Raw genomic sequence first — 15,859 nt, 5'->3', positions numbered from 1 at the left:
TCAGCAGCCAGACGGAAACATTCTGTAACAGCAGCGATATTTGATTGTTGCACACTGATTTGTCGAATTGGAGAGAAATTAGCAGTTTACCCCTCCCAAATGCCTCGTGTTCTTGAAAATATTGTGGAAGGGCATCATCTCCACGCCGTCGCCGGTCAGAGTGTCCACACGCTCCTGTATGGCGATAAAGCGGATGCCGAGGGAAGGGTACACCACCTGCGTAAGCCTGCCCATTTCCACCTGCTCACGCCCGAAGCGGGAAAGGTCTTTTACGATAATCGTGCTGATTTCACCGTTTTCCGCCATACGTTCCATACGCATAAAATTTGGTCTTTGGAAGGTCGTCCCCGACACGCCGTCGTCCACAAAGAACATGGTGTTGTTGTATCCCTCTTTGCGGGCGTAATCCTGTAAAATCTGCTTTTGGTTCGTTATGGAATTGGATTCCTCGTCTTTATTATCATCGTCAACCGACAGCCTGCAATACAAAGCTGTGATTTTTTCTTCGGTCTGCCCATTTATTTTCGTTGCTGTTGTCATGATTTTTTGCTCCTTTCCGACAACTGGGCATAGCAAGGGCAAGATTATCTTACTATACCCAGTTATCTTTTTCCAATGTGCAATATTAAACTAGCTTTTCGGACAATATCAGTTCCTTAAACTGCTCCAATACGCTTTGTTTTCCTTTCTTGCTGAAATGGGTATTGACCTCGTAGGTTGTGCCGCCAATTATTAATGAAAACTCGTTTTCCCCGCTGAAACGTACTAATTTCCCACTTTCAATGCGGATATCGGGACAGCGGGGCAGTATTTCCTGCGATAAATTGATTTTCTCATTTTCATCTATCGGCTCAGGCGGCAGCATATAGACTGCATTTGGATTGACTGTAAAGGTTTCTAATTTTTTCATAATGCTACCTTACCTTTCCTCACGGCTTCTGTGGCTTCGTTCCAGTTTTCTGTTGTACTCATAAAGCAGTTTCAGAATCGTGTCCGTCATCTGTTTTTGCGTAAAGTTTTTCGGGAAAAATCCCTTTAAATCCTGTACTTTAAAGCTGATACGTTCGGTCTGGTTGCCTTTTTCCTCTGACATAATTTCATAAATACTGTCCGAAGAAAGAGTATTCTGCTGCGCCTGTTTCTTCATGCGGATACTCTGTGTGTGGGAGGGTGTGCAGTCGTTCAGGCTCATTGCGTCAAGCAATATTTTCTGCTGTTCTTTGGAGAGGTAGGACAGTTCTACGGCGGGGCTGAGTGCGACAATGCCCTCGTCAGCCTTGTCAAGCAGTTTGGGGATAAGGTAAGTCAGACGGATATAGCGGAATACTTGGTCACGGCTTTCATTCTGTGATTTTCCTATTTCGGCGGCGGTATCTGGCTTTGTCGCAGCTTGCGACAAAGTTAAATCCGTTCTCCTGCCCTGTGCTTTCATTGCATCCATTTTCATTTTGTAGGCAAAGGCTTTTTCACTTGGGAGCAGCCTTTCACGGTGCAGGTTGCTGTCTACAACCGCAATCATCGCTTCGCTGCGGTCAAGGGGATAAATTAAGGCTGGAACTTCGGAAAGTCCTGCTTTGACAGCGGCGTGTAAACGCCTGTGTCCGCTTATCACTTCATATTCATCTGTGCTTTCAATCGCTCTTACAATCAGCGGGGAGATAATGCCTTGCTGCCTGATGCTTTCGATAAGATTGCCCATATCTTCATCATCCAGTACCTTAAAGGGATGTCCCTCAAAAGTACGGAGTTTATCTACTTGGATATTCGCTGCCTTTTTCTTCGGCGGGTTCTTGGTTTTAATTTCTGTATTTGTCATCGTGCATGCCTTCTTTCCTTATTTTCAATTATAACGGCGGTTTCCGCCTGCCGTTCGGCTTCAATTACCGCTTGCAGCTTCGGTATTTTTTCAAGGACAGCCTTTGCAAGGGATAATTCCGCCCGCAGAGGTTTTATCCTGGCGGAGATTTCTCTTGCCTGTGCATTTAATTCCTCACTTTTCTTATGGCGGTTGCGGTTGTAAACTGACTGACTTTCTTTTTCCAAATCGGAAATCTGCCCACGCTTTTTACTGATAAAAGAAACAAGCTCCTGCGGGGAATCAATGTTGTTCTCACATAAGAGCTTGTATTCTTTCAGCGTTTTATCTAATTTTACAATTTCCTGCCGCATAGCGGGGGAGAGCGGATGGGGAGTTTCAGGAGTAATATTGTTTCCCGTAATCAGCCTGCAAAGTTCAATCACAAGGGCGAAAAGTATCTGTATGCCGTCCATGCGCTGTATTTTACGGTACTCAATTTCGAGCGTAAGGAGCGGCGTATATTTGGGTTTGTGGAATGGGACATAGCCGACGTGCCGCTGGTTGTCAAGCAGCCTTGCCCTGATTGCTTCGGACGTGTATTCTTTCCCAAGCCGGTCTAAGCGGACTGCCCTCTGCCAGCCTGTCCCTTTTACGGAATAATGGGCGAAGTTTTCATCTCGGCAGATTTCATAGCCCATATCCTTTAAGCGGATTTCAAATGCCTTGAAGTTGGCGGACTGGGCAAGGGCGGCGTCAATATCTGCTTTCAAAATCTCCCGATGCGACAGCCCGCCGTTTTGTTTCAGCCGGTATTCTTTTCTGCTCCCGCCGTAAAACTCTGTGTCTTTCAATATACTTTTCCCATGTTCCAGACATACGGCGTCGGAGATTTCACGCAGGCGGTAGTGGTCGGAGATATGGTTTTCAAACTTCCTGCCCGTCTTAAAAGATACAGAGTTTACAACAAAATGATTATGGACATTGTCTGTATTAAGGTGTGTGGTAACAACAATTTCGTACTCGCTTCCCCACATCCGCCTTGCGGTTTCCATGCCGATTTTGTGCGCTTCTTCGGGCGTGGCTTCGCCGGTCTGAAAGCTCTGGTAGCCGTGGTACGCCACATTGCCGCCTGTTTTCCCAAAGCGTTTTTTCGTTGCCGTCATACGCTCATACGCCCGCTTTGCGTTGCAGTTGATGCCGCTGACATACATACGCTCGTCGGTCTTTTTGCCATTGGAAACATACCGCAGGGCGGCGTATAAATCGCTGTCCACATACTTTTTATCAATGGTTTTGTTGGGATTTTCCGCATAGTCAATCACTTCCTTCAGCCTGTCTTTGACAGGCCAGAAGCCGGTAGTCGCCATTTATACCACCGCCTTTTCCTTTTGAGGGAGAATTAACTCGGCTGTGATTCCATCAATCAAGGCAATTATTTTTTCTTCCGTATCCGCTGTAATTTTGCCTTCGACAGAGACGCGGAGTTCATCCAGCTTATCATTAAAAGAGAAAAATGCTTCGGGCAGGACGGCTCTCGGCATATACCCCAAAGCACGCTGGCGGAGATACTCTGACACGGAAAGCCCGCACTTTTTGGCGTTCTGCTCAATAATATTTTTCTCTTTTTCGCTCACACGGATAAATAAATTCTTGTTCTTGGATTCGTTCATAACATCAGTCCTTTCTTGATTTTTTAAGGGACTTGGGGTATTCCCCAAAGGCAATCGGCTCTTAAAGCCGGTTGGGGTGGAAACTGTCAATACAGTTTCCCTGCTTGCTGCGGTATGCGACACTCTTTCTGCCGCATACCATCTGTTGTTTTCCGCCGGTTTGTCTGAATGTCGTTTTTCTGTCCCTGCCCCCATCTCAGGCGGCGTTGTTCCGCTCACTCTCCGAAAAAAGAGGTTGCCGCAAAATCATATCCCATTCAGCCAGTCATTCAGTTGTAACCGGCATTTGGGCAGCAAAAAAGCCGGCACACAAATGCGTACCAACTCACCGACAAAAGGATAGACTTATCCCTTTGTGATGTTGGTTTCACATTCATGTAACCGGCTTTGAGATTCAAAGTCGAAACTGTCTGTTACGCTTATCTGTTGCCGACAGTTCAAAGCAGTTTCAAAAGCGGCGGTATTTCCTTTTCGCATACCGCAGGCGTGTACGGTGCAAAGCCGTACTTCCAAATTCTGTGAGGATATGTAATTGGTTGTGGTTCTCATAAAAGAGTGTTTTATTATACTGAATGAAATAAGTGTTTGTCAATACTTTCCGAAAAGGTTTTGAATATTTTTTCGGAAGGTGGGAATACTATTTAATTTCAAATAAAAATCATGTTCGTTTATCTTTGGATAAAAGAGCAGAGCCGACAGGCTGTGATTGCTCACAAGCCTGCCGACTCTGCGCATTATGTGTCTGGCTTTTTGGTGAAATGTTGTTTGCCCGATAAATAGGAAATTATAGCAAATAACCTATAGCGATGAAAAGATAGCTATATAGGTATTTCCTGTTTAATCTTAGATACATTACACCGCTAAGAACAGAAAACATCATAGTAGAAATTCCGTTCCATATTTCAAGACCTACCCCCCTTGACACAAAATGAATCGCTCCCCATGTCATAGCCAATATAATACCGCCAAAAGGAATTGGGCTTTCTTTTTTCAACAGAGTTTCAATCGCTTTTTGCCCGTATATTATGATTAGAATAACAAGCAGTACTTCAAATATATAGTATAAATATTGCGCGCAAAATTGGAATACAGTTTTACCCTGTGCTTCTCCGACAATCTTTAATGTATGCCAATCAATGAAAGTCATAATTTTGCAGCCAATGAAACAAGCAAGCGTTACGATCCAACTTTTCGAGGAAATCTTATCCCTTTTGCTTCCCTTTTCTGGAAAATGATAATGCTTCCTTGAAAAAAGCAGGAGAACACCAATGAAAAACGCCCACATAAAAACCATTATGATACAATGAATACTTCTTTGCTGCATTGTATAATTCTGTATGTCTACATGCAGAAATATAACTTCAATTGCAAATATTGACAGCAATTCAAGCATAAATGCTCCAAATGAGAGCAGGCTCAGCCATAAATATTTTGTCCATTTTACTTCTTTAACCATTATCCTCTCCTTATGAAATTCCGATTTCTTTTTATTCTTGACTTCTCGACAAACAGGAATTTTAATAATTCATCAATCCCAATATAATATTATCATATGGTCTATTTTCTTATGGTCAGTCATCTCAATAATACAAGGATTATTCTCTTTATGAGCTATAAGCCATACTTTACAGTTCCCACATTCATCACTATCGCTAACAAAAGAAATATCACTTGGTTCAGCAACACCACTTTCTTCAATAAGTGCCTCTATTTTGGAAATAGGCAGAACTGTGTCAATCCAAAGAGCATCGGCGTATGTTGATTTTTCTCCTTTACTATTTGTAATTTCATAGCCATAAGTAGATACATAAATTGCACTATCTGAGTCAGCAACCTTAATCTGTGCTACAAGGTTTCGTAGGGAAGTAATATCTTCTTCATCTAAACAGAAGCTGTTATAATCCCTACTTTTTTCATCAAAATAATTATTAAATTCCATCAGAACATCATCATTCAAATCAAATTTTCTTGAATTAAAAACTGTTTCTAACACTCCCATATTTTATCCCTCAAATTCTGAATTTTTCGTTCTCCACAAATTTTCAGCAAACTGGAATTTAACTACCTCTTAATTAATCGTTTAATTTTGGAAAGTATGAAACTTCCTAACAAATATAAATTACACAGATATACAAATAGATTTCCAATATACGAATAAAGAGTAAAGCGTCCTTTCATAGCAACCTGTGCTGATAATGTCTTTGTATCAGACTGAAAGTAATCGGTCTGTGCCAACACACAGCCCTTAACATTTGAAACAATCGACATTCCGCTATTTGTATGTCTGATTATATTACTTCCATTTTCAACTCCACGCACAATCGCTGTCTTTGCAGCTAATAATGTCATTTCTTTCCAATCCGAAGCCGGAACAATTAGTATATCTACATTATTTCTACCTGCCTGCTGTATTTTAGACAAAAATGCCATATCAGAACATATAAACGGCGCAATTCTACCATATTCTGTATCAAAACTTTTTAGCATTCCATCTCCTTTTTGGCACAATTCTCCGATTGAACATCCATGCTTAAAATATTCTGATATTAGTTCTCCTTGTGGATTAAATACTACCGTTTTATTTTCCTTTAAGTCCTCGTAAGGGGTTTTCACCAGCAATGAAACAATCAAATAAATTTCTTCCTGTTTTGCCATATCCGACGCCCATTGCAAAAGCATATCTTCATCTTGTTTTAAAACCGCTCCATTCAGTTCAGACCAAAAAACAATCTTTGCACCTGCTTGTGCTTCCAGCTCTGTTTTTAGGAAAAGTTCATCAGCTACTGATGATAGTTTATTCCTTGTATCGGTAATGTTTTCATCAGTAAATGTATTGGTATAAAATGTAGAATATACATCTTTATCATTATTTAACAACTCTGAAATCGGAACGGTTACTCCAGCGATCCTAACACTTTTATCTGAATTTCCTACAAAATGAAACATAACAACTCCATAGACAAGTACCAGGCCAATTACAGAACCATATACGATTATGTATTTTCTGATGTATTCTTTTTTGCTTTTATTGTTCCAAATCCATATAACCATTGCCGCCGTCCAATACATTAAAAAGGTGATTCCGTAAATCCCTGTTACCGTTACTATTTGTAGTAGGTATAGATTTTGGTATTGTGTATAAGCGTCAGACAACCCTCCCAATGCAGGGTATATCAGATAAATGATATACTCTATTGATACCATTATACTTGCAAAAATAACAGTATCTTGAAATCTCATTTTTGATTTCGACCAGTAGATATATGGTAAAACTTTCAGAAAAGACAGCAGGATTGCTACTATTATACATATCTTTATATCCATTCCAATGGCTCTCCAAAACTGGACAATAAAACCAATGGCATATATTGAACTAATTATAAGGTAGACTTTTCGAGTACGATTAAGATAAATCATACATAGAAACAAAATTGGATAAATCCATGCCAAAATCGGGATACACCATTCTCCATTGGACATTACATAAATTAAAAAAGTTAAGATTATGAAAACTGCAAATCGGTTACTTTTCAAAAGATTTTTCATTGCCAAATTCCTTACTTACATTCTCTATAAACTTCAATTTTGATTTGTCTGCGTTGTTAAAAGCCCTGTCATAAGTTCTGGATACACTGTTTATGTCGAAAATACAGTGCCGAGAGCCATAATAGCCGCATTAGTGAAAGCATGTAAAATGATACAGCTCCAGAGGTTTTTATTGGATTTATAGTAGATAAATCCAAAAGCGCAGCCAGTAAGGACATGTTCCGTCATAACCATTCTGAGTGAATACATTATGTTTCCTGCAGTATCGTCCCACAGATAATATGCAAACGGGAAATGGTACAGTCCAAACAGAATACCGGTGAGCAGTATGGCAAGGTACGGCTTTTTCAGTGAATCCATCATAGTTCTTTGCAGAATGCCCCTGAAGAAAACTTCTTCCGTAAACGCTGCTGTAAGTATCATCAGGCAAAAAAATACTGGAAGTTTTATTAATATTTGGAGAATATTCGTTATATTAAAATAAAATCCCCCTAAACCAAAGACAAGGATAATAACACCTTGGTATACAGCACAAATCAACAGTATCCTTAGTACAGTTTTTCTGTCAAAATGTTTTAAGCCTGTTTCTTTCAGGGTTTGTATCACTTTCTCTTTTCTGAAAACAGCAATAATCAGGAGTGGAAAGAAAACCAGAAACAGCCAGTTTGATAATTCGCTTATTATATCGACCTGATAGGCACAGCTTATGTAAGACAGCATAAAATAGAATATATACCATGATAAGCCGAGGATGAGTTCTTTTTTATTTTTAGACAAATGTTCTATTTCATCAGATTTCTGTTGTCCTGTTTCGGCCATTTTCTGTTTTCTGAATACAATGGCAATCAACAAGATTAATATTACTGAAAAAAACATAAAAATTACCTCCCAAAATTCGTATCAGGAACTCTTTTCTCACTTATAAATCCCGCATTTGTGACGAGGAAAACGCTTTCATCAGCGTTTCCCTAAATGGAACATATTACTTGGGGGCAGCTTCCTCGTTGAGGGGCTTATAGTTGCTGTCCATGTAGTTCTTTTTCCCGAAGGGAACGTAATTTTCATCCAGTAAAATCAAGTTCCCGTTTCCCAAATCAGGGAACTGCCGCGCAACCTCCTTGAGCACTTCCCATTCATCTTTTGTATTTTCTTTGTTGTCCTCCTCCACCTGTCTTAACGCTTCTTGTACAGACTGCTGATCAGCCGTTCCCCAATAGAGGGGATGGGGCTGGAAGGAAGAATGGTAATCGCCACCCTCATAGCAGAAAAAACAGGAGCAGGGGATTTTTTCAAATAGAATCTTTTGCGCCCCGTCAAGCTCTTTCACCTCCAGACAGTAGCACCCATTTACGGTTGCCGCGCCATCCCGCGCGGTCATGTTTGCGATTGCCATGATAGTAAGGGGTTCCGTTTTCACGATCATGCCGGGAACCAAAAGCCCCTCCTCGTACATTTCCCGTAAATACTCGTCAGAAAATTTTCCGACAGCCCGCCATAGGAAAAACAATGCAAGAAGGAAACAGATAACGGCGGGAATCCAGCTTTTAAACAAAGAAATTCCTGACATACATAGGAAGCACACGCAGATTATCGCGGAGCTTCGCCGCTTTTTGACGACGGCTTTTATTATTTCATCCTTTTGTCGTATCCGGCTCACATCTGCATGGATGCCGGATTTTACACTTGCCTCAAATTGTGAATAATCGACCATTTTTTCCTCCGTTTCTTACGTTTCTGTAGATTACTAATATTATATATATATATTCAGTAAAAATCCGATAAAAACAATATACAATCCAGACCACCCAGATTATTTCCCACTTGTGTGATATTACAGAAAACATCAAATAAAGAACAGCAACAGTAATGGCAATCATCCAATTCGTTATTTTTTTCTTCTTGGTTATTTCATTTGCTGATACTTTTACAACATCTGACAACAGACTTTCATATTCGTTATCAACGTTGTTTTCTGTTCTTTCGCCCTTGAATAATTCTGCTATGGAAATCCGCAGGGATGCAGCTAATGGTTCCATAAGAGATACATCTGGAAATCCGATACCTCGTTCCCATTTTGAAACAGCTGCGCTTGATACTCCCAATTCATTCGCTAAATCCTGCTGCGTGCGATTTTGTTCTTTCCTGATAGTGGCAATCAGACTGCCTGTTTTTTGAACGTTCAATATTTTCACCTTCTTTCCGATTTCATAATATCACAAGAAACACCATATTCAAGAAACGCTCCGTTGAAATGTGAAACGCTGCATTGGATTTATGCAAAAATAACTTCCCCTTTTACAATCCCCCTTGCACAAGCACGTATGTTATTTATTCTTCCTGTTCGTTCTGTATTCAAACAAAACAAACTTGAAAGAAACTAAACGCGACAGCAATAAATTTTCTGTTTTTTTGAATCATAATTATCTTAAATATTAAATATTTTACCCATTATTATCTATTGGCCAAATAATTTTATTTTACCCAGTACAACTTCCCATTTGTCGCTCGCCATAACCTCCCGATAACTGTGATTTTTCACGAGCCTTTCGTCTCTGCGTCTTATGCGCCTGGCTCTGTGATGATGTGTTGTTCTGCTCGACAAATGGGAAGTTATCGCTTTCTGATAATCCAATCGTCATCTTGAGTTTTCCTTTCTGCAAAGTAACCGCAAGGCATATCCTTTAAGGTACTAACAGAGTTATCTAAATCAAAAACCCATTTTAAAGATACTAACTTTGCTTCATCTGTTTCGTGTGTTTCTCCGCATAGAAATTGCCACATTCCGTCATCTTCATCATGTGATACATATAGAATAGGTGCCTGACGCTTCAATATATGACAACAGATAATCGTAGCAGTATCGGGTGAATCATAAAAAGGAAATTCCATGTCTGTTACTCCTTTCAAATCTTGATTTTCCAGTATGTCAAACTGGAAGTTGTTTCTTTGTACATTCGCTATTTTATCATATTAGGAATGCATTTTGATGGTTTTGCAATAAATAACAAATATATTCCGCATATCAGTTTAACCATCGCATCTGCAATGCAAATAACTGAAACTGGTATGCCCGGAAAAATATAGCCCATTGTTACGATAACCATACATACAATCCCCAACACTACCATACTCCAACCATGTACAAAAAACCACAAGAAGAAATGTATTGATGTTGCCATCAGTACACCAAGCCATATCTGCCTCCAATGCCATCCGGGGATAAACGGGCCAGCAATACAAAACATTAATATGAACAACGTAGCAATCGAAAAATAAATTATCTTTATCTGCTTTTTAGAAATATCTCCTTGAGAAAGTTTTTCTCTCACTTTTTTGTTTACATTGACTCCAAAAAAGCAGGCATAATAACCTATCAGAAACACAAACGGATTAACAAAAAATTCACCGCCACAAATGACAGCTGCTATTAGTACTATTCCAATAAGAATCAACCATAAACCACATTGCTTTTTGTGGTTAAATTCCAATATTTCTTTCATTTCGTTCCTCCTGTAAATTTCAATTTTCCAGTCTAACTTCTTTTTCCAATTATACATGAAAACATGGGATTTTTCAATTCTCAAACTGTCTTTCCATCTTACTGTCTTTGCTTAGGTTTGAATGGGACTGCCGCTTATTACGGAAACGCTGTCATTCACCTATGAATAAATGATATCATTTTCAACAACTTCCCTTACACACGCCAAAATGTTATTCATCTTTTGAATCCATAAGAATTGATTTTTTGATTTCAACTGTTCTGTCACGCCTTGCCTGTCGGAATATTCCGTTGCCAGCCGAAAAAACGTTACTTTTCACACCCACGCCAGTAATAGGCTTTTTAGAAAGTGTTGGTAAATGTGCTGAAATTGAAAAAATTTTTATCCACAGTAAATGATACGTTTGAGGACAAAATGTTAATAATATTTTGTCCTCAGGTATTTCTTGTGGATAACATTTTCTCCTTTCTGTTTTTCGTCTTAAAATCCCCTTCTCACATCTTTTTCTGCGTGGTTTGATATCCATTTGTCTTGAAAAATCAACGATTTATCCCTGGCAAAATGACGAATACCAGATTTCCTTCATTCGCTTTTTTTCCAGATTTCTGCTATACTTTTTTTATTACAAGTGCGGAGGCAGCAATGAGTAAAGAAACATCACTTATAAAAAAATATGAATTACAGATCTCTAAATTGGAGAATGCTCTTAAAGAAGCAGAAAATGTAATCCGAATCCAGGAAAAATGCATTCGGACTTCGGAAGAGCTTCTTGAACAGAAAGAAGAATATATTTCCATGCTGACATTACAACTGGAAGAGACAATAGAATTAAGCAGAACGATGGCACAGGTATTAGATTCCCGCCCCTAATTCATCAAAGGAGAGTACAGATGAATCCATTTGAATATACAAGTGCATTACAGTACAAAGTGAAATCACTGGCACAGCAGATCGCCGAATTTAAATCCGGCGAGAGATACCGGAAATTAGAAGAAGAATATAAGAGCATTATTCGGAAACTTGAAAAAAATATCCGGGAATTAAAACAAGAATTAGCACAGGCACGTAAGGAGATCCGGTCTGTCCGGAATCAATGGATGGAAGCAAATGATGATCTTTACCACGAATGCCAGAAAGAACTTGACAGGAAGGACCGTCTCATTGCAAAGCTCAAAAAAGAGAATCTGGAAGTTGTTCGCCAGAGAGATGAAGCATTAGATAAATGCCGTGATATAAGACAGGAATTCTACAGGGTAGGGGCTGAACTGGAGGAAGAAAAAGGCCTGAACCAAAAACTGACTGCGCAGGTCAATATGGATTTTGAGAATTCATCCATCCCCTCTTCCCAGCAGAAACCCGGCAGGAAAAAAATCCCGAACAGCCGGGTAAAAACTGACCGGAAACCAGGCGGACAGCCAGGCCATGCCGGACACCGCAGGAAGCTCCATGCCGTAACAGAGACACATGAAATCCCTGCGCCTGCAAAATACCTGGATAAAGAGAATTATTATGAGACAGGAAAAATCATTCGGAAACAGAAAGTGGTCATCCAGATGTCTGTAGCGGTCATGGAATATACGACAAAGGAATACCGTGACAAAAGAACCGGAGCCCGTGTACATGCTCCATTTCCAGAAGGATATATCAATGAAGTGAACTATGACGGGACGGTGAAAGCACTTGCCTTTCTCCTGAGCAATGAATGCAACGTATCCCATGGAAAAATAAGAAAGCTAATCTCAGAATTGACAAAAGGCGAGATCGAACTGTCCGACGGCATGATCAATGGTCTTACCAGGGAATTTTCAGAGAAAACAGCGGAAGAGAAAAAAGAGATTATAAAGAAACTAATGCAGTCTCCGGTCATGAATGCAGATTTTACAAACGCATCTGTAAATGGGCACAGTGCGCAGGTCCTTATACTTGCATCCCCGATCGCAGATGTGGCACTTTATATAGGCAGGGAGAAAAAAGGGCATAAAGGAATAGAAGGAACGCCGCTTGAGAATTATGTTGGGATTGTCTTGCATGACCATGACAAGACATTTTACCGTTATGGAACAAAACATCAGGAGTGTACCCAGCATGACTGCCGCTATCTGATCGGCAGCGAGCAGAATGAGCCGCAGCTGGAATGGAACAAGGAGATGCACGGATTGTTCCAGGAGATGCTGCATTACCGAAATGGGTTGGGGGAGAAAGAACTTGATCCGATAATTGTTGAGGGATTCGAGAAAAGGTATGATGAAATCCTGAACAAGGCGGAGAAAGAATATCAGGATGAGCCGCCAACTGAGTATTATAGGGAAGGGTATAATCTATTTCTCCGGTTAAGGGAATATAAAGAAAGTGAATTATTGTTCCTGCATGACAAACGGGTTCCAGCCAATAATTCCCTATGTGAAAGATTGGCAAGAGTCTACAAACGAAAACAGAAGCAGGCAATTACTCTGCGGAGCCAAGAAAGTTTAAACGATATTTGTAATGGCTTAAGCATAGTCTATTTGTTACGCTCACAAAATGTAGATGTATATCAGAAGATATCAGAAATATATGAACGGAAACGCCCGCCCAAAATAAAACAGGAAAAGGTTGTTGCTAAAGCTTAACGCCAAAGCAGCAACCTTTTCTTTATTTTGCAGATGGCGTGGGTGTGAAAAGTAACCCCAATTTTTCGATTCGACAAATCGACAAATTAACCCCTTGCTTTTATGCGGAATCAAGTATAGAATGATTTCAACGGAACGCTCCGCAGCGTTTGACAGATGCGGGGGAATCTGTTACAATGAAAATACAAAAGGGAATACTGCCGATAGACGGTCAGCCCTTAGAAATTGGTTTCTAAAAAAGTAACCGCATCCTTTGGCCGAGGGCGGTTACTTTTTTGTGTGGTTTATGTACGCTATCAAAATCGAAACGATGATTCCAAGAATCATCAGAACAACCGTCAGCAGTTCATAGTCACTCATAAGCAATCCCTCCTTTCCCGGTTTTACCCGTTGTCAGAGGGATAGTCCCTCTGCGAAGAAGGACTGACCGCCTATCCCGTTATGGCAGTACCCCGTATGGATATTTTATCAGAAAATGTCGGACGCTACAAGATGGTTTTCCGGCTTTTTTATTTTTCCACTTGCTATCGTTACTTTTCACACCCACGCCAGTAATATGCTTTTTAGAAAGTGTTGGTAAATGTGCTGAAATTGAAAAAATTTTTATCCACAGTAAATGATACGTTTGAGGACAAAATGTTAATAATATTTTGTCCTCAGGTATTTCTTGTGGATAACATTTTCTCCTTTCTACTACAATATATTTATGGTTAATCTCCCTTACAGCCAGTAAGGAATTACCCATCTTGTTGCTTAAGCTGTTAGAATGTAGAGAGCAATCGGTATATCGGATCCTTTCTTGGACTTCGCGTCCGTAAAACAGTCTGATAACCAGCTCCTCATTCGCAGCATTCGTTTTATGCAGGTTGAACCACCCACAAAGGTGCGTCCGCGTCACACCACAGTAGATTGAATAGGCAATGAGTAAAACTGGTCCTTACCATTGCTTACAAAAGAAGGAGTGACATAACATATGAATATGAACGCTATCGGTATTGATGTTTCCAAACGTAAAAGCATGGTTGCCATCCTCCGCCCAGGCGGTGAAGTCGTGGCCAAACCTTTTGAAGTATCTCATTTATCCAAGGATCTCCGATCATTGATTCATCGGATCAGATCCCTTGATGGAGAATCACGTATCGTCATGGAGTGTACCGGACATTACTATGAGACCATTGCCCATGAGCTTGTCTCTGCCGGTCTGTTTGTTAGCGCTGTAAATCCACAGCTTATACGTCATTATCAGGACGAAGACAACTCCCTGCGGAAAGTAAAGTCCGACAAAGCAGATTCCCTTAAAATCGCACGCTATACACTTGACAGATGGTCAAAATTGAAACAATATGGTCTTATGGATGAATTACGCAATCAATTAAAGACCATGAACCGCCAGTTTGGCTTCTACATGAAGCACAAGACTGCCATGAAAAACAATCTGATCGGCCTTCTTGACCAAACTTATCCCGGTGTAAACACCTATTTTGACAGCCCTGCCCGCGAAGACGGAAGCCAGAAATGGGTTGACTTTGCGGACTGCTACTGGCATGCAGACTGTGTCCGTAAGATATCTGTGGACGCTTTTGTTGACCACTATCAGAAGTGGTGTCACCGCAAGAAGTACAACTTCAGCAAAACAAAAGCTGAAGAAATCTATGAAACAGCCAAGGAACTGGTTTCTGTACTTCCAAAAGATGTCTTTACCAAACGTATCATCAAACAGGCGGTTGAGCAGTTAAATACTGCATCCCGAACTGTTGAACAGCTCCGTTCCCTAATGAACGAAACTGCAGCCCAACTTCCAGAATACTCTGTCGTTATGGCGATGAAAGGCGTAGGCCCCTCCCTGGGTCCACAGCTAATAGCGGAAATCGGAGATGTGTCACGCTTTACCCATCGGAACGCTATTACCGCATTTGCCGGTGTTGACCCAGGTGTAAATGAATCCGGGGATTACTCTCAAAAAAGTGTCCATGCATCAAAACATGGTTCTCCCGCGCTCCGTAAGACCCTATTTCAGGTCATGGACGTTCTAATTAAGACCAAGCCACAAGATGACCCCGTGTATTTGTTCATGGATAAGAAACGTGCGCAAGGCAAAGCTTACTATGTCTACATGACAGCCGGGGCAAATAAATTTCTCCGGATTTATTACGGAAGAGTCAAAGAATATTTGGCTTCCCTTCCACAATAGCAGAAATTACATAACTCTAGCAATTCACAAAACCAGCGTTCTACGGTGGTCTGGTTGTTGTACGCATTTTTCCTACATAAAATTTTTTCAAAAAATATTCAATTTTCTATTGACTTTTTATTTGCAGGCTGTTTTTCGTCTTAAAATCCCCTTCTCACATCTTTTTCTGCGTGGTTTGATATCCATTTGTCTTGAAAAATCAACGATTTATCCCTGGCAAAATGACGAATACCAGATTTCCTTCATTCGCTTTTTTTCCAGATTTCTGCTATACTTTTTTTATTACAAGTGCGGAGGCAGCAATGAGTAAAGAAACATCACTTATAAAAAAATATGAATTACAGATCTCTAAATTGGAGAATGCTCTTAAAGAAGCAGAAAATGTAATCCGAATCCAGGAAAAATGCATTCGGACTTCGGAAGAGCTTCTTGAACAGAAAGAAGAATATATTTCCATGCTGACATTACAACTGGAAGAGACAATAGAATTAAGCAGAACGATGGCACAGGTATTAGATTCCCGCCCCTAATTCATCAAAGGAGAG

Annotated in this window: 19 protein-coding genes; 4 read left to right on the top strand and 15 right to left on the bottom strand. The window is 40.3% G+C overall.

Going from position 1 to position 15,859, the window contains the following annotated elements; translation table 11 throughout:
* Positions 1-78: 78 nt before the first annotated feature.
* The 15 genes from VSQ62_RS08250 to VSQ62_RS08180 form a co-directional block, all read right to left on the bottom strand.
* Positions 79-540 (bottom strand): recombinase family protein, encoded by a 462-nt coding sequence (locus VSQ62_RS08250; RefSeq protein WP_334634246.1) that lies wholly within the window; start codon positions 538-540, stop codon positions 79-81.
* Positions 541-625: 85 nt separating this feature from the next.
* Positions 626-910 (bottom strand): hypothetical protein, encoded by a 285-nt coding sequence (locus VSQ62_RS08245; RefSeq protein ID WP_334634245.1) that lies wholly within the window; start codon positions 908-910, stop codon positions 626-628.
* A 9-nt stretch (positions 911-919) separates the two neighbouring features.
* Positions 920-1,816, bottom strand: coding sequence for a ParB/RepB/Spo0J family partition protein (locus VSQ62_RS08240; protein WP_334634244.1), 897 nt, complete (start codon positions 1,814-1,816; stop codon positions 920-922).
* Positions 1,813-3,165: a relaxase/mobilization nuclease domain-containing protein gene (locus tag VSQ62_RS08235; RefSeq protein ID WP_334634243.1), complete on the bottom strand. Its 1,353-nt coding sequence runs from the start codon at positions 3,163-3,165 to the stop codon at positions 1,813-1,815. The genes VSQ62_RS08240 and VSQ62_RS08235 overlap by 4 nt, the downstream gene beginning before the upstream one ends.
* Positions 3,166-3,687: a plasmid mobilization protein gene (locus VSQ62_RS08230; protein WP_334634241.1), complete on the bottom strand. Its 522-nt coding sequence runs from the start codon at positions 3,685-3,687 to the stop codon at positions 3,166-3,168.
* Positions 3,688-4,252: 565 nt separating this feature from the next.
* On the bottom strand, positions 4,253-4,924 hold the full coding sequence (locus VSQ62_RS08225; RefSeq protein WP_334634240.1) for a hypothetical protein: 672 nt from the start codon (positions 4,922-4,924) through the stop codon (positions 4,253-4,255).
* 72 nt (positions 4,925-4,996) lie between these two features.
* Positions 4,997-5,467, bottom strand: coding sequence for a hypothetical protein (locus VSQ62_RS08220; protein WP_160255078.1), 471 nt, complete (start codon positions 5,465-5,467; stop codon positions 4,997-4,999).
* Positions 5,468-5,529: 62 nt separating this feature from the next.
* Positions 5,530-7,014, bottom strand: coding sequence for a nitrilase-related carbon-nitrogen hydrolase (locus VSQ62_RS08215; protein ID WP_334634238.1), 1,485 nt, complete (start codon positions 7,012-7,014; stop codon positions 5,530-5,532).
* A 90-nt stretch (positions 7,015-7,104) separates the two neighbouring features.
* The gene (locus tag VSQ62_RS08210) at positions 7,105-7,890 is read right to left on the bottom strand and encodes a CPBP family intramembrane glutamic endopeptidase (RefSeq protein WP_334634236.1); all 786 of its coding nucleotides are present in this window, start codon (positions 7,888-7,890) and stop codon (positions 7,105-7,107) included.
* A 106-nt stretch (positions 7,891-7,996) separates the two neighbouring features.
* On the bottom strand, positions 7,997-8,725 hold the full coding sequence (locus VSQ62_RS08205) for a DUF3239 domain-containing protein (RefSeq protein ID WP_135989593.1): 729 nt from the start codon (positions 8,723-8,725) through the stop codon (positions 7,997-7,999).
* Positions 8,703-9,197 (bottom strand): helix-turn-helix domain-containing protein, encoded by a 495-nt coding sequence (locus VSQ62_RS08200; protein WP_334634235.1) that lies wholly within the window; start codon positions 9,195-9,197, stop codon positions 8,703-8,705. Before VSQ62_RS08200 ends, VSQ62_RS08205 begins: the two co-directional genes overlap by 23 nt.
* 427 nt (positions 9,198-9,624) lie before the next feature.
* Complete coding sequence (locus VSQ62_RS08195; protein WP_135989594.1) at positions 9,625-9,903, bottom strand: hypothetical protein; 279 nt, start codon at positions 9,901-9,903, stop codon at positions 9,625-9,627.
* A 68-nt stretch (positions 9,904-9,971) separates the two neighbouring features.
* Positions 9,972-10,514: a DUF6609 family protein gene (locus VSQ62_RS08190; RefSeq protein ID WP_334634233.1), complete on the bottom strand. Its 543-nt coding sequence runs from the start codon at positions 10,512-10,514 to the stop codon at positions 9,972-9,974.
* A 159-nt stretch (positions 10,515-10,673) separates the two neighbouring features.
* Positions 10,674-10,769, bottom strand: coding sequence for a TnpV protein (locus VSQ62_RS08185; RefSeq protein WP_334637603.1), 96 nt, complete (start codon positions 10,767-10,769; stop codon positions 10,674-10,676).
* The gene (locus VSQ62_RS08180) at positions 10,726-11,040 is read right to left on the bottom strand and encodes a hypothetical protein (RefSeq protein ID WP_334637786.1); all 315 of its coding nucleotides are present in this window, start codon (positions 11,038-11,040) and stop codon (positions 10,726-10,728) included. The genes VSQ62_RS08185 and VSQ62_RS08180 overlap by 44 nt, the downstream gene beginning before the upstream one ends.
* Positions 11,041-11,156: 116 nt before the next feature.
* Between VSQ62_RS08180 and VSQ62_RS08175 the strand changes: the two genes are divergently transcribed.
* From VSQ62_RS08175 to VSQ62_RS08160, 4 genes are all read left to right on the top strand, one after another.
* On the top strand, positions 11,157-11,384 hold the full coding sequence (locus tag VSQ62_RS08175) for a hypothetical protein (protein ID WP_120397181.1): 228 nt from the start codon (positions 11,157-11,159) through the stop codon (positions 11,382-11,384).
* A gap of 20 nt (positions 11,385-11,404) precedes the next feature.
* Positions 11,405-13,123 carry an IS66 family transposase gene (locus VSQ62_RS08170; RefSeq protein ID WP_334634231.1) on the top strand — a complete coding sequence of 573 codons (1,719 nt, stop codon included), beginning with the start codon at positions 11,405-11,407 and terminating at the stop codon, positions 13,121-13,123.
* A gap of 979 nt (positions 13,124-14,102) precedes the next feature.
* Positions 14,103-15,314 (top strand): IS110 family RNA-guided transposase, encoded by a 1,212-nt coding sequence (locus VSQ62_RS08165; RefSeq protein ID WP_334637601.1) that lies wholly within the window; start codon positions 14,103-14,105, stop codon positions 15,312-15,314.
* A 302-nt stretch (positions 15,315-15,616) separates the two neighbouring features.
* Positions 15,617-15,844, top strand: coding sequence for a hypothetical protein (locus VSQ62_RS08160; RefSeq protein WP_120397181.1), 228 nt, complete (start codon positions 15,617-15,619; stop codon positions 15,842-15,844).
* The last annotated feature ends 15 nt before the right edge of the window (positions 15,845-15,859 follow it).

It is taken from the genome of Sporofaciens sp. JLR.KK001, assembly GCF_036941055.1.
Taxonomy (GTDB): domain Bacteria; phylum Bacillota; class Clostridia; order Lachnospirales; family Lachnospiraceae; genus Sporofaciens.
This window is presented reverse-complemented; position numbering and strand designations above follow the sequence as displayed.